The sequence below is a fragment of the Nonomuraea sp. NPDC004186 genome (assembly GCF_053603495.1).
Genome location: NZ_JBSGFQ010000078.1, coordinates 51,679 through 63,815 on the forward strand (window position 1 = coordinate 51,679; position 12,137 = coordinate 63,815).

Sequence of the window (12,137 nt, forward strand, 5' to 3'; positions counted from 1 at the left end):
CCGGGACGAGAGTGGTACCCGCCAGACACCCTCTGACCTGCACGGGAGCAAGCCATGTACGTCACCGCCGACCACGCCGTCGCCACCCCGGCGAACGACCCGGACGCACTGGTACGGGAGCTTCGGGACCGCGCCGAGATCCTCGACGCGCTGTACCGGTTCGGCCTGGGCCAGGACCTCAAGGACAAGTCGCTGTTCGCCTCCGCCTTCGCCGCCGGGGCGGAACTCGACTTCCGCCCCGCCGCCGCCAAGTGGGGCGGCCGGCCGCCGGTGATGTCCGGGCGGGACACGATCGTCGGCACCATCCTGACCATGTTCACCGGCCGGGTGGACACCACCCACCAGGTCACCAATCCCCGCATCGCCGTGGACGGGGACACCGCGCGGCTGACGGCCCTGGTGGAGGCCCAGCATCTGCTCACCGCCGACCACGCCGTCTTCGCCCTGCTGAAGAACCCCTATGACGTCGACCTGGTCCGCGACGGCGAGCGCTGGGTCATCCGCCGCGTGCGCATCGACAACGCCTGGTACACCGGCGACCCCACAGCGATCTTCGGCTCCCCGGCGACGCCTTCACCCCGGCCGCGCTGAGCCGAATGCGGCGGATCCGCTTGAGCGATGCATACTGCATATGCATACTTAGTATCCATGTCGATCAGGCACGGCCTGCTGGCGCTGCTCAGCAGAGGGCCTCGGCACGGCTATCAGCTGCGGGTGGAGTTCGAGGCCTCGACCGGGGCGACCTGGCCGCTCAACATCGGCCAGGTCTACGCGACGCTGTCCCGCATGGAGCGCGACGGCCTCGTCGAGCCGGGCGAGTCGGACGAACAGGGCCGGGTCGCCTACACGCTCACCGCGGCCGGCCAGGCGGAGCTGGCGCGATGGTTCAGCACCCCCATCGTCCAGTCCGACCGGCCGCGGGACGAGCTGGTCATCAAGCTGGCCATGGCCGTCGAGGCCAAGGAGGTGGACGTCGCGGAGGTCATCCGCCGGCAGCGTACGGCGACCATGCGCGCCCTCCAGCAGCTGACCAAGGCCAAGCGAGCTGTGACGGGAGGCGCGGCTCAGCGGCTGGTGCTCGATTCCATGATTTTCCGGGCCGAGGCCGAGCAACGGTGGCTGGACCACTGCGAGGCCGTTCTCAAGGAGGAAACATGACGGTCGTACGGCTGGCCGAGGTGGCCAGAGTCCACGGCGAAGGGGCGACAGCCGTACACGCTCTCAAGGGCGTGAGCCTGGAGGTCGACGCGGGGGAGCTGGTCGCGGTCATGGGCCCGTCCGGGTCGGGCAAGTCGACCCTGCTCAACCTCGTGGGCGGGCTGGAGCAGCCCACGTCGGGCACGGTGCACGTCGACGATCAGGACCTGGCCGCCGTACGCGACCTGGCGGCATTACGGCGGCGCAGCGTCGGCTACGTCTTTCAGGACCTCAACCTGATCCCGTCGCTGACGGCGGTGGAGAACGTGATGCTGCCGCGCGAGCTCGACGGCGCGCGCCCACGCCTCGCCCGCGAGGAGGCCATGGTCGTGCTGGCGGAGACCGGCGTGGAAGAGCTGGCCGACCGCTTCCCCGACGAGCTGTCCGGCGGCCAGCGCCAGCGGGTCGCGATCGCCCGCGCTCTGGTCGGCGAGCGGCGCCTGGTGCTGGCCGACGAGCCGACCGGCGCGCTCGACACCCGCACCGGCGATGAGATCCTGCAGGTCTTACGCGCCCGCTGCGACGCGGGCGCGGCGGTTCTACTCGTCACCCACGAGCCGCGCTACGCCGCATGGGCCGACCGGGTGGTGTTCCTGCGTGACGGGATGGTCGCGGATTCCACGGACGTGCCGCTGGAGAGCGCCCGATGAGCGCCGTTCTGGTCGCGCTGCGCCTCGCCCGCCGCAACGCGTGGCGTTCCCGGGGGCGAAGCGCGCTCATCATGGTGATGATCGGCCTGCCTGTCCTGGTGATCACGGCGATGCTCACCCTCGCCGCGACCATGAGCGTCAGCCCGCGGGAGGGGCTGGTGGCCGAGCTCGGCGCGGCCGATGCCCTCCTCATGCAGGCACCCGAGGGTACGGTGCTTCGCCAGGAGCCGAACGGGACGAGCTGGAGCACGGGCGGCGGCGGAGCGACCGTGCCCCGGCGCAGCGCCGCCGAGGTGGGGGCGCTGCTCGGACCGGGCACCCGGGTGATCCCGTTCGATGCCGGTGTGCTCCAACTGGGGACCGAGCGGGTCGAGGTGCTGCGGACCGACCTGCGCGATCCCCTCACCAAGGGGATGCGGACACTGAGCGAGGGCAGGTTGCCCGCGGCCGCCCGCGAGGTCGCGGTGACCTCCGCGTTCGGCCTGCGGCCCGGCGATCTGCTGCGGCCGTCCGGCGCGGCGCCGCTGACGGTGGTGGGCGTGGTCGAGCACCCGAACCGGCCCTCTCTGCGGCAGGTCGTCGGTCCCGATCTCCCGCTGGCGTCGGTGAATGAGTTCTGGTCTCCGCGCGAGAACGGCACCGGATGGCTCGCCGACACCGCCGAGCCCGTGTCCTGGACCCGCGTGAGCGCGCTGAACAGCGCCGGTCTGTACGTCACCTCGCGCGCCATGATGACGGACCGTCGCTCGTGGACTCGTGACTCGGGCTTCGACGTCCAGTCCACGGTCGGGATCGGCACCATGGTGATCATGGTGGTGCTGGTGACCGTGCTGCTGGCCGGGCCCGCTTTCGCGGTCGGGCTCAGGAGGCGGCGCCGGGAACTGGCCGAGATCGCGGCCCAGGGCGGCTCGGCCGCGCAACTGCGGACGATCGTGGTGGCCGACGGACTGGTTCTCGGCGGGGCCGCCACCTTCGTGGCGACGGTGCTGGGCATCGGGGCGGGAACGCTCGGCGCCCCGATCATGGCGCGATGGGGAGGACAGGTCGGCCCGCCGGAAGTGCCGTGGCCGCCGGTTCTGGCCGTCGCCGCTCTGGGCCTGCTCACCGGGATCGTGGCAGCGCTGGTGCCCGCCGTACAGGCGGCTCGGCAGAACAGCGCGGCGGTGCTGGCCGGCCGGACGCCCGCGGTGGCCGATCGGCCGGGATGGCCGCTGGCGGGGGCCGCGCTGGTGCTGGCCGGACTGGGGGCGACCGTGGTGGCGCGGCGCCAGCCGGGCTCGGTGTGGGTGCTCGCCTCCGCCGTGCTGGTCCTGCTCGGGCTGGTGGTGCTGACGCCGTGGCTGGTCCGCTGCACGGGGCGGCTGGCCGGGCGGTTGCGGCTCCCGCTGCGGATGTCCGTACGTGACGCGGTCCGCCACCGATCCCGTACGGCGAGCGCGGTGGCGGCGGTCATGGCGGTTACGGCCACCGTCGTGGCGGTGGGCATCGGCACGTACAGCGAGTACATGGACCAGCGCAACGCCTACACCTCGGCGCGCCCGACCGGCATGCTGGCGATCTGGGCCGGAAACATCGGAGATCCGGCCTGGAGCAGGCTTCGCGCCGAAGCCGCCCGCCAGCTGCCGGGCGTGCCGCTGGCCGCCGGTTACCAGGTGAAGGACACCAAGGGCCACCGCTACGCGTTGCGGTACACGGTGCGATGGAACGGCACCCGCACGCGTCGCACGGTGGCCGTCGGAGACCAGACCCTGCTCAGGCTCCTGCAGGGGCGCCATGATCCGCAGGCGGCCGCGGCGCTGGCGAGCGGGAAGGCCGTGGTGTTCGACCCGGCCGCGCTGCGGGACGGCAAACTCGCGCTGCGGGCGAGCTCCACGTCCGGCCCCGCGCGCAAGCTCGACGTGCCCGCGGTGCTGGCCACACCCGCCGACGAGCACCAGGGGGGCGCCCTGCTGCCGCGTGCCCTGGTGGAGCAGGCCGGTTTCGCGACGGCGGAGCGCCAGCTCTACGCCATGTACCGGCCGTCGGCGAACTCGACGCTGGCGCGTGATCTGGCCAAGGTGACCCCCCGCGTCACGGTCGCCTCCGAGGAGGGCTACCGCAACATGCCCGACCCCGCCCCCGGCCTGTGGCGCTGGCTCGGCGGCGCTCTCGTCCTCGTCGTCGGCGGCACGCTGGCCGCCACCCGCCTGGCAGCCGCCGACATGCGGCCCGAGCGGGCGACGATGGTGGCCATCGGCGCCCCGCCCAGGATGTCGCGGGCGGTCGTGGCGGGCCAGGCCCTCTACATCTCCGGGCTCGGCGCGCTGGTGGGGCTGCTCGCGGGAACGGTGACGGGCCTGGCCCTGACCCGGCCGATGACGACGCACGGCGCCGGAGATCCCGCCACGATCGCGATACCGTGGCCGTTTCTCGTCGCCGTGGTGGTCGGGCTGCCCGTTCTGGCGAGCGCGGCGGCGCTGATCACCCGGACCAGGCTGCCCCTCGCCCGCCGGCTCCTGTGACACCGACCGGCTGGACGGTCGCTCATCCTTCGGCCAGGGGCGCGCCTCGGTAGGCGCGCCAGAGGGCGAGGTCGTAGCCGAGGCCCAGGGCCGCGCCGAGCAGCAGCGGAGCTCCCAGCGCGGCCAGCGTGCCGGTCAGCAGCGTGGTGGCGGCGATGGGAGCGGCCGAGACGGCGATGCTGCGGGCCATGCTGGTCATGCTGGCGGCGGCCGTGCGGTGCGCGGTGGGAACGACCGCGGCCGTGAAGGCCTGCCGCGCCGGTACGTCGATCTTGGAGACCGTCTGGCGGAGCAGCAGCAGGGTGACGGCGGTGGCGAGGTTCTGGGCGAACGGGATGCAGGCCAGCAGCAGGTTGGCCGCCGTGTGCGGAAGGAGCATGGTGGCCAGCAGGCCGCGCCGGGCGGCCAGCAGCGGCGCGGTGAGCTGGGCCAGCGCCGGCAGCAGGTTGGCGGCGAAGAACACCAGGCCCAGTTGCGTGGTGGTGGCGCCGTAGCGGTGGGCGAACCACCAGGCCAGCACGGCCTGGACGGCCAGCCCGCCGGACAGGGCGTCCAGGGCGGACAGCCCGGCCAGCAGGCGGACCTGGCCCGGCACCCGCACGCGGTGCCCGCTCCGGTCAGGTCGTGCGGTCTCGGGGGCCTCGGCCTGCGGCGACAGGTGCCAGAACAGCGTCACGGTGCCGGCCGCCAGGACCGCGTACAGGGCGAAGGCGGCGTCCGGGGCCGATGTCCACGACTGGAGCCCGAGGGCGGCGGCGGCCAGCCCGCCCAGCGCGCCGGATGCCATGGCGGTGACGTTGTAGCAGGTGAAGATGGCCGTATGGCGGGACGGGGGGCAGTTCTGGGCCAGGATCGCCTGCTCCACCCCGGAGAACGGGGTGTTGTCGTTGGTGGAGGGCGAGATCGTCCCGATGAAGGCGGCGGCGACCAGCACGGGGTAGGACTCGCTGAATGCGAACACGACGCCGGTCACCGCCATCAGGCAGCCGCACGCGATCAGCGTTCGCCGCCGTCCCCACACGTCGGCGAACAGGCCCAGCATCAGGCTCGCGAACACCGAACCGGCGGCGGCCACGGCCAGCAGCAGCCCGGTCTGCCAGGGTGCGTCGCCGTCCTGGGCGAGCAACTCGGCCAGGAGCACGCTGGTGCATCCGTACCCGAAGGTCCGCAGTGCCCGGGCGGCGATGACCAGCAGGCCGTTACGTCCCACTTCGGCGGGAAATCGGCCCCTGAGCTGCGCATATGGCATGCGGCATGATGGCGCGGGCAATACCCCGGGCACACGGCGAACGCGCGAAGACAGGCAAAGATCTTCCTGCGGCCGCCGCGCGCCCACGACCGAGCCGGGCACCCGAGCGGGGGGTGCCCGGCGCCTGGTTCAGCCGTCCTCGGGCTCGGAGGCGTCGCCCTTGCCCTCCTGCTCGTGCTGGTCGTCCGCCTGACCCTGCTTGCCTTCCTGAGCGCTGTCGTCCTGGCCGTCCTCGGCTTCGGACTGCTCGCCGACCTGGTCGTCGTTGCCGTCCTCGGCTTCGGCCGTCTGGCCCTGCTCGTCTTCCTTGGTGCCCTCGTCGGGCTCCGCGCTCTCCTGGGGCGTGGCGGCCTCGTTCTCGGCGGGGGCGGCGGAGGAGTGGGTGGAGGCGGGGGCGGGGCTCTGGCCGGTGGAGGAGGCGAACGCGGCGGCTCCGCCGCCCGCGACGAGGACGGCCACGGTGGCGAGTCCGGGGATGAGCATGGACTTACGCATTGAAATATCTCCGATGCATTGACGTCGTACTGACCCCGTCAGTCTGCGCAAACGTGGGACAGCGGAAGGTTCGGCCATTCATAACGCGGGGTTAATCCTGGTCCGAAGCCGGGCGGAGAGTGTCCCCGACAGCGGGTTAGCGGGGCGTTTACCTTGTATCTGCCACTCTGGAGGGGTGACAGCGCGGGGCGTGCCGCTGCGGCGGCGGGTGCTGGTGGTGATCGTGAGCGTGACAGCCCTGGCCGTCGCGCTTTTCCTGGTGCCGCTGGCGGTCGCGGTGAGCCTGCTCTTCCACGACCAGACCGTGGCGGCCCTGCAACGCGACGCCGCCTGGGTCGCCGCCGCCGTGCCCGACGAGCCGCGGACGCCGTTGAGACTGCCGACGGGCATGTCGGGTGACCTGGCCATCGGCGGCTACAACGTGACCGGCGCCCGGCTGTTCGGCGACGGTCCCGCCCACTCACGGCTGACCGTCTCCAGCAAGGACGGACGCGTCCACGACGCCGTCGAGGGCGGTTTCCTGGCTGTGTCCGCGCCGGTCCCCTCCGACGAGGGCACCGCCGTGGTCATCCGGGTGGCGACACCGAACGCGCAGGTCGAGGAGCGCGTTCACGAGGCATGGTTGCTGTTGGGCGGACTCGCGCTGATCGTGATCGCGTTGGCCGCGGGCGCGGCCGTGCGGCAGTCGGCCAGGCTCGCCGCGCCGCTCGAACGGCTCACCACCGCGGCGCAGGCCCTCGGCGGCGGCGACTTCAGCGTCCGCGCCTCCCCTTCCGGCCTGCGCGAGGCCGACCAGGCCGGGCAGGCCCTGGAGTCGACCGCCCGCCGCCTCGGGGCCGTACTGTCGCGCGAGCGGGCCTTCAGCGCCGACGTCTCCCATCAGCTCCGCACAGGTCTGACCGGCCTGCTGCTCGGCCTGGAATCCGCCCTGTCCCGCCCCGGAGCAGACCTGGTTCCGGCGGTACGGGCCGCGCTGAGCAGGGGCGAGCGGCTGCAGGAGGTGATCGACGATCTCGTACGACTCAGCCGCGACAGCCGCGTGCCGGCCGAGCACCTCGACGTCGGCGGGCTGATGGAGGAGGTCCGGCAGGAGTGGCACGGTCCGCTGGCCGAGCACGGCCGCCGCCTGACGATCACCGTGGAGCCGGAACTGCCGCCGGCGACGGCTCAGCCCGCGGCCGTCCGGCAGATCCTGCGCGTACTCGTCGACAATGCGGTACGTCACGGCCACGGCGAGGTCGCGGTCACCGTCTCCGACGTCGGCCCCGGGCTGGCCATCGAGGTGGGCGATCACGGGACGGGCGTGGCCGAGGGCGTCGATCCGTTCGTCAGGTCCAGCGGCGACAGCCACGGCATCGGCCTTGCCCTGGCCCGCTCGCTGGCCGAGGCCGAAGGCGGCAGGCTGGTGCTCAGCCGGGCCAGACCGCCGCTGTTCAGCCTGCTGCTGCCCGGCCACGGCAGGTGATGGTCATGGCTCGTAGCGGTAGCCGCGCCCCCGCACCGTGACGATCCGCTCCATCCCCTCGCCGTGCTCGGCCAGTTTGCGGCGCAGCGCGAACACGTGCACGTCCAAGGTCTTGGTCGGACCGAACCAGTTCTCGTCCCACACCTCGTCCATGAGCTGCTCGCGCGTCACCACCTCGCCCGCCCGGCTCACCAGCGCCGCCAGCAGATCGAACTCCTTGGGCCGCAGCGCCACCTCCGCCTCCCCGACGTAGGCGCGCCGGGCGGGCAGGTCGAGCCGCAGCCGCCCGGCGGTCAGCAGCCGTTCCCCCTGGGCCGGTCCGCGGCGCCGCAGGTGGGCGCGGATCCTGGCCATCAGCTCGGTCAGCCGGAACGGCTTGGTCAGGTAGTCGTCGGCACCCGCGTCGAGCGCCACCACGACCTCGAACTCCTGGGTACGGGCCGTGAGCACGACGATCACCGTGTCCGGCGCCCTTGCCCGGAGCCGCCGGCACAGGGCCACCCCGTCCACGTCGGGCAGCCCCAGATCCAGCAGGACGAGATCGGGTTGCCGCCGCTCCGCCGCCCGCAGCGCCTCGGCACCGTCCGCGGCCGGCTCCGCCTCGTAACCCTGGGCGGCCAGCGCCTCGACCAGCTCGGACCGGATGACCAGGTCGTCCTCCACGACCAGCACGCACGTCATGCGCCCGATGGTACGGGCTGCGTCGTCAAGGGCGGTCGAGCTGCGCGGGCGGCCCCCGGACCGCTTCTCCGGGGGCCGCGATGGCAGACGACGTCAGGGCTTATGCCGTCGGGATTTCGCGCACGAGCCGGGAAGACCAGGGGCACCAGACATAGCCGGGCAGGAACGCCCCGCCGGCCTCGTCCAGGTTCTCCTCGACGTAGGGGATGGTCGCGTCGCAGACCTCGATCGCGACGTCGAAGAAGTCGATCGTCTCGGACCGCAGCTGGTAGCTCCAGCGAGGGTTGTAGGGAGCGGGGCGCGGCACGATGCGTCCGATGACGTGTGGCCTGTCCGCGGTGGCGCCGCTGAGCAGGTCGCGGGCGTGCTGGATCTTGTCCGGGTCGGTGATTTCGACGATGAACCGTGCCTGGGTGAAGTCGGTGAACTCGAAGTAGGCCCGGGCCGCTGCCTGGGCGGGCACGGGGGCGGCGAAGCCGAGCGTCGCGATGGCGGCGACAGCCGTGACGGTCCTGGTCAGGATGCTGCGCATGGAGACCTTTCACCTCGTACGATTACTGTGAGTAGCTTTTCCATGCGCTAAGTAATCACAGGAGGGTGAGGGCGTCGCCTGACGTCACAGTGATAACGCTGTCACCGCGTGCAACGGCCTCAATCGCCGTCTCCGGCTGCGGCGCGTTCCGGTCCGCCGCCCATCCAGGCGCTCACCCCCGGACCGCGGCTGTCGAACGGGAAACCGCGCCGCCGATCGGCTCACCACGGCGCCGAGATCATCGAGACTGGCACCGGGTCCTGAAACTCGGAAAGCCAGGCGGAGGTCTCGTGCGAAGAGTGATCGCGTCCCTGTCCCTGATACTGCTCCTCTCCTCCTGCGGTGGGGTCTCTCCGGCCGGCGGGTCCGATGAGTTCGAGAGGCGCGCTCGTGAGGTGGCGGAGCGCTGGCAGGGCTCGGCCGACGACCGCGCCTGGCGCAAGGGGTTCGTCGCACTGGAGGTGCTCAATCCGCAGGGATGGAACCATGTGCGCCGAATCCCGGCCTGGGTGAACAGGAGCTCGCACAACGGCGCCTGGCGGTTGGCCGCCAGGCTGCCCACCGGCTCCCCGGCCCGCGCCGAGGTGCGATGGCCGGACGGCGAGGTCTCGCAGGTGCCGCTCATCACGGCGGAGCGGGCGTACGCGGAGTTCAGCAAACCGGCCGGTCTCATCGAAGAGGAGTGTCCGGTCAAGGGATGCCGCCTCCTCCGGGTGACCGGGGCCAGGCTGGGCAAGGTCCCGCTGGAGACCAGTCGCGGCGCGATCCAGGTGCCCGCCTGGATGTTCACCGTCGAGGGGGTCGAGCAGAAGAAGGTCCACGTGGCGGTCGACCCCTCGGCCGTCACCGCCCGGCCCGAGCGGGTGCAGGGGAGCGTCGAAGAGGTGATGGCGTTCGGCCTCGTCGCCGGCAAGCCAAGAGAGCTGCTGCTCCGCTACGGGTACGGCGCCTGCGACACCGTTCACGGGGCACGCGCCTACGAGACCGGACAGCTGGTGGTGGTCGACGTGGACGAGGAGGACTCCGGCTCGGGCAAGCCCTGCCCGGCGATACTCAAGACGGCCACGACCACGGTCACGCTCGCCCGGCCGCTTGGCGACCGCCTCGTGCTCGACTCCGGTACGGGGCTGCCGGTGCTGCGGCGCACCCCCGACTCGTAGCGCTCTGACGTGCGGTTATGTCCCGATCTGCTGGGTAGCCCGGCCCGGAGGGCACACCCTACAGCGGAGGGTGCGGAGATGGCGCGTTGTCTGGTCACCGGGGCGACCGGCTACATCGGCGGCCGGCTGGCCCCCGAACTGCTCGCGGCAGGTCACGAGGTCCGCTGCATGGCACGATCCCCTGAGAGACTGCGGGACCTGCCCTGGGTGGCGCGGACGTCGGTCGTCAAGGCGGACGCCACCGATCCCGGACAGACCCGGGAGGCCCTGGACGGCATCGAGGTGGCCTACTACCTGATCCACACGATGGGCGGGGCCGGGCAGTTCGCCGAGAACGACCGCAGGGCTGCCGAGACGTTCGCGGCGGCGGCCGAGCAGGCGGGGGTACGTCGCATCGTCTACCTCGGTGGGCTCGTCCCCAGCGAGCGGCTTTCCCCTCATCTGCGGTCCAGGGCGGAGGTGGGCGAGATCTTCCTGCGGGCAGGCGTGCCGGCGGTGGTGCTGCGGGCCGCGGTCATCATCGGCTCCGGTTCGGCGTCGTTCGAGATGCTGCGATACCTGACCGAACGGTTGCCGGTCATGACGACGCCCCGCTGGGTGCACACCCGCACGCAACCCATCGCCGTACGGGACGTGCTGCGTTACCTCACCGCCTGGGCGAGCGTGCCCGACGAGGTCAACCGTGCCTTCGACATCGGCGGCCCGGACGTGCTGACCTACGCCGACATGATGCACGGGTACGCGTCCGTGGCCGGTCTGCCCCACCGCGCGATTATTCCCGTGAGGGTGCTCACCCCGAGGTTGTCGAGCCTTTGGGTGGGCCTGGTCACCCCGGTCCCGTCGGGGATCGCGCGGCCGCTGGTCGAGTCACTGCGCAATGAGGGGATCTGCGGCGAGCACGACATCGCTCGCTACGTGACCGACCCGGAGGAAGGGTTGATCGGTTTCCGCGAGGCCGTCTCACTGGCGCTCAAGAAGATCAAGGAGGCGGACGTCGCCACTCGCTGGTCCTCGGCCTCCACACCCGGCGCCCCTAGCGACCCGCTGCCGACCGATCCCGACTGGGCGGGCGGCAGCCTCTACATCGACTGCCGCAGCCTCCGGGTGGATGCGGACCCCGAGGCGTTGTGGCAGGTCATCGAGGGTATCGGCGGTCACAACGGCTGGTACTCCCTTCCGGTCGCCTGGCACCTGCGCGGCCTGCTGGACAGGCTCTTCGGCGGCGTCGGGCTGCGCCGCGGGCGGCGTGACGCACACCGGCTGAGGACGGGCGACACGCTCGACTTCTGGCGGGTGGAAGAGGTGCTGCCCGGTCGCCTGCTGCGGTTGCGCGCCGAGATGCGACTGCCGGGCCTGGCCTGGCTGGAACTGAGCGTCTCCCGCTCCGGCGGCAGCACCTTCTACCGGCAGCGGGCGATCTTCCATCCGCACGGCCTGCTCGGGCACCTCTACTGGTGGGCGATCAGCCCCTTCCACGGCCTGATCTTCGGGCGCATGCCCGTCAACGTGGCGGCGGCCGCCGCCCGGCGAAAGGCCGTGCCCGCGTAAGACCCCGTCGCATGCCTGCTTACCTTCCTTGAGATGGCGTTCGGTCATGGGCTCGTGCAGGTGACACCGGTCGGGGCGGTCGAGCCGTTGCCGTTGGCGGTGAAGCCGAAGGTGGTCGTCCCGTTGGCTGCGATGGTGCCGTTGTAGGGGGTGTTCTTGACGGTGACCGTGCCGGTGGTGCCGGTGTTCACGCCGTTCCAGAGGCTGGTGATGGTCTGGCCGCCGGCCAGGGTCAGCTTCACGGTCCAGCCGTCGAGCGTGGACGGCCCGTTGTTGGTGACGGTCACCTCGCTCTGGAAGCCGGTGCCCCAGTCGTTGACCAGCCGGTACGTCGCCGTGCATCCGCCCGGTTGCCCGCTCGGCGTGGGCGTGGGCGTGGGCGTGGGGGTGGGCGTCGGTGTCGGGGTGGTGCTGCCGCTGACCCGGTAGACGATGGTGCCGTGCGAGGGCACGGCGGCCGAGATGGTGCCGGTGCTGGTGCCGGCGGCGTTCGTCCAGGTGTCGCGCAGGGTGAACGAATCGCCCGCCAGGCCGATCGCGGACGCGGTGGTGCTGATCGTGGTCGTGCTGCCGCCCTGGTTGAACAGGGCGACCGCGACGTCGCCGTTGCCGAGCTTCTTGGCCAGCACGCGCCGGGTTCCGTCGTTGCTGACCTGGCG

At 72.0% G+C, this 12,137-nt stretch carries 12 protein-coding genes; 7 read left to right on the top strand and 5 right to left on the bottom strand.

Annotated elements, in window-relative coordinates:
• The first annotated feature begins 54 nt into the window (after nucleotides 1-54).
• The 4 genes from ACWEPL_RS44335 to ACWEPL_RS44350 are packed head-to-tail and all read left to right on the top strand — an operon-like array spanning nucleotide 55 to nucleotide 4,348.
• A complete protein-coding gene (locus ACWEPL_RS44335; RefSeq protein WP_363985271.1) occupies nucleotides 55-591 on the top strand; it encodes a nuclear transport factor 2 family protein in 537 nt (178 codons plus the stop codon).
• A 57-nt stretch (nucleotides 592-648) separates the two neighbouring features.
• Nucleotides 649-1,158: a PadR family transcriptional regulator gene (locus tag ACWEPL_RS44340; protein ID WP_452439747.1), complete on the top strand. Its 510-nt coding sequence runs from the start codon at nucleotides 649-651 to the stop codon at nucleotides 1,156-1,158.
• On the top strand, nucleotides 1,155-1,847 hold the full coding sequence (locus ACWEPL_RS44345; RefSeq protein WP_363985268.1) for an ABC transporter ATP-binding protein: 693 nt from the start codon (nucleotides 1,155-1,157) through the stop codon (nucleotides 1,845-1,847). Before ACWEPL_RS44340 ends, ACWEPL_RS44345 begins: the two co-directional genes overlap by 4 nt.
• Complete coding sequence (locus ACWEPL_RS44350) at nucleotides 1,844-4,348, top strand: FtsX-like permease family protein (RefSeq protein WP_452439748.1); 2,505 nt, start codon at nucleotides 1,844-1,846, stop codon at nucleotides 4,346-4,348. Before ACWEPL_RS44345 ends, ACWEPL_RS44350 begins: the two co-directional genes overlap by 4 nt.
• A 22-nt stretch (nucleotides 4,349-4,370) precedes the next feature.
• On the opposite strand, the gene ACWEPL_RS44355 is transcribed toward ACWEPL_RS44350, so the two are convergent.
• Both ACWEPL_RS44355 and ACWEPL_RS44360 read right to left on the bottom strand, forming a co-directional pair.
• The gene (locus ACWEPL_RS44355) at nucleotides 4,371-5,558 is read right to left on the bottom strand and encodes an MFS transporter (protein WP_452439749.1); all 1,188 of its coding nucleotides are present in this window, start codon (nucleotides 5,556-5,558) and stop codon (nucleotides 4,371-4,373) included.
• Between the two features lie 168 nt (nucleotides 5,559-5,726).
• Complete coding sequence (locus tag ACWEPL_RS44360) at nucleotides 5,727-6,092, bottom strand: hypothetical protein (RefSeq protein WP_452439750.1); 366 nt, start codon at nucleotides 6,090-6,092, stop codon at nucleotides 5,727-5,729.
• A gap of 175 nt (nucleotides 6,093-6,267) precedes the next feature.
• Here ACWEPL_RS44360 and ACWEPL_RS44365 point away from each other — a divergent pair, with 175 nt between their 5' ends.
• Nucleotides 6,268-7,557 (top strand): ATP-binding protein, encoded by a 1,290-nt coding sequence (locus ACWEPL_RS44365; RefSeq protein WP_452439751.1) that lies wholly within the window; start codon nucleotides 6,268-6,270, stop codon nucleotides 7,555-7,557.
• A 3-nt stretch (nucleotides 7,558-7,560) separates the two neighbouring features.
• Here the strand turns inward: ACWEPL_RS44365 and ACWEPL_RS44370 are convergent, their stop codons facing one another.
• A complete protein-coding gene (locus ACWEPL_RS44370; RefSeq protein ID WP_355197864.1) occupies nucleotides 7,561-8,238 on the bottom strand; it encodes a response regulator transcription factor in 678 nt (225 codons plus the stop codon).
• Nucleotides 8,239-8,338: 100 nt separating this feature from the next.
• On the bottom strand, nucleotides 8,339-8,770 hold the full coding sequence (locus ACWEPL_RS44375; protein WP_452439752.1) for a BP74-related protein: 432 nt from the start codon (nucleotides 8,768-8,770) through the stop codon (nucleotides 8,339-8,341).
• A 290-nt stretch (nucleotides 8,771-9,060) separates the two neighbouring features.
• Here ACWEPL_RS44375 and ACWEPL_RS44380 point away from each other — a divergent pair, with 290 nt between their 5' ends.
• Together ACWEPL_RS44380 and ACWEPL_RS44385 are read left to right on the top strand one after the other, a co-directional pair.
• Nucleotides 9,061-9,930, top strand: a complete 870-nt coding sequence (locus tag ACWEPL_RS44380) for a hypothetical protein (protein WP_452439753.1) — start codon at nucleotides 9,061-9,063, stop codon at nucleotides 9,928-9,930.
• Between the two features lie 78 nt (nucleotides 9,931-10,008).
• Nucleotides 10,009-11,478 (top strand): SDR family oxidoreductase, encoded by a 1,470-nt coding sequence (locus ACWEPL_RS44385; RefSeq protein ID WP_452439754.1) that lies wholly within the window; start codon nucleotides 10,009-10,011, stop codon nucleotides 11,476-11,478.
• Between the two features lie 44 nt (nucleotides 11,479-11,522).
• On the opposite strand, the gene ACWEPL_RS44390 is transcribed toward ACWEPL_RS44385, so the two are convergent.
• Nucleotides 11,523-12,137 (bottom strand): cellulose binding domain-containing protein (locus ACWEPL_RS44390; protein WP_452439756.1); only part of this gene is annotated, 615 nt, incomplete at its 5' end.

Excerpts from the sequence above, each read along its gene's own strand:
- ACWEPL_RS44340 (WP_452439747.1), top strand. The coding sequence starts at position 649 with ATGTCGATCAGGCACGGCCTGCTGGCGCTGCTCAGCAGAGGGCCTCGG.
- ACWEPL_RS44345 (WP_363985268.1), top strand. The coding sequence starts at position 1,155 with ATGACGGTCGTACGGCTGGCCGAGGTGGCCAGAGTCCACGGCGAAGGG.
- ACWEPL_RS44370 (WP_355197864.1), bottom strand. The coding sequence starts at position 8,238 with ATGACGTGCGTGCTGGTCGTGGAGGACGACCTGGTCATCCGGTCCGAG.
- ACWEPL_RS44385 (WP_452439754.1), top strand. The coding sequence starts at position 10,009 with ATGGCGCGTTGTCTGGTCACCGGGGCGACCGGCTACATCGGCGGCCGG.
- ACWEPL_RS44360 (WP_452439750.1), bottom strand. The coding sequence starts at position 6,092 with ATGCGTAAGTCCATGCTCATCCCCGGACTCGCCACCGTGGCCGTCCTC.
- ACWEPL_RS44375 (WP_452439752.1), bottom strand. The coding sequence starts at position 8,770 with ATGCGCAGCATCCTGACCAGGACCGTCACGGCTGTCGCCGCCATCGCG.
- ACWEPL_RS44335 (WP_363985271.1), top strand. The coding sequence starts at position 55 with ATGTACGTCACCGCCGACCACGCCGTCGCCACCCCGGCGAACGACCCG.
- ACWEPL_RS44350 (WP_452439748.1), top strand. The coding sequence starts at position 1,844 with ATGAGCGCCGTTCTGGTCGCGCTGCGCCTCGCCCGCCGCAACGCGTGG.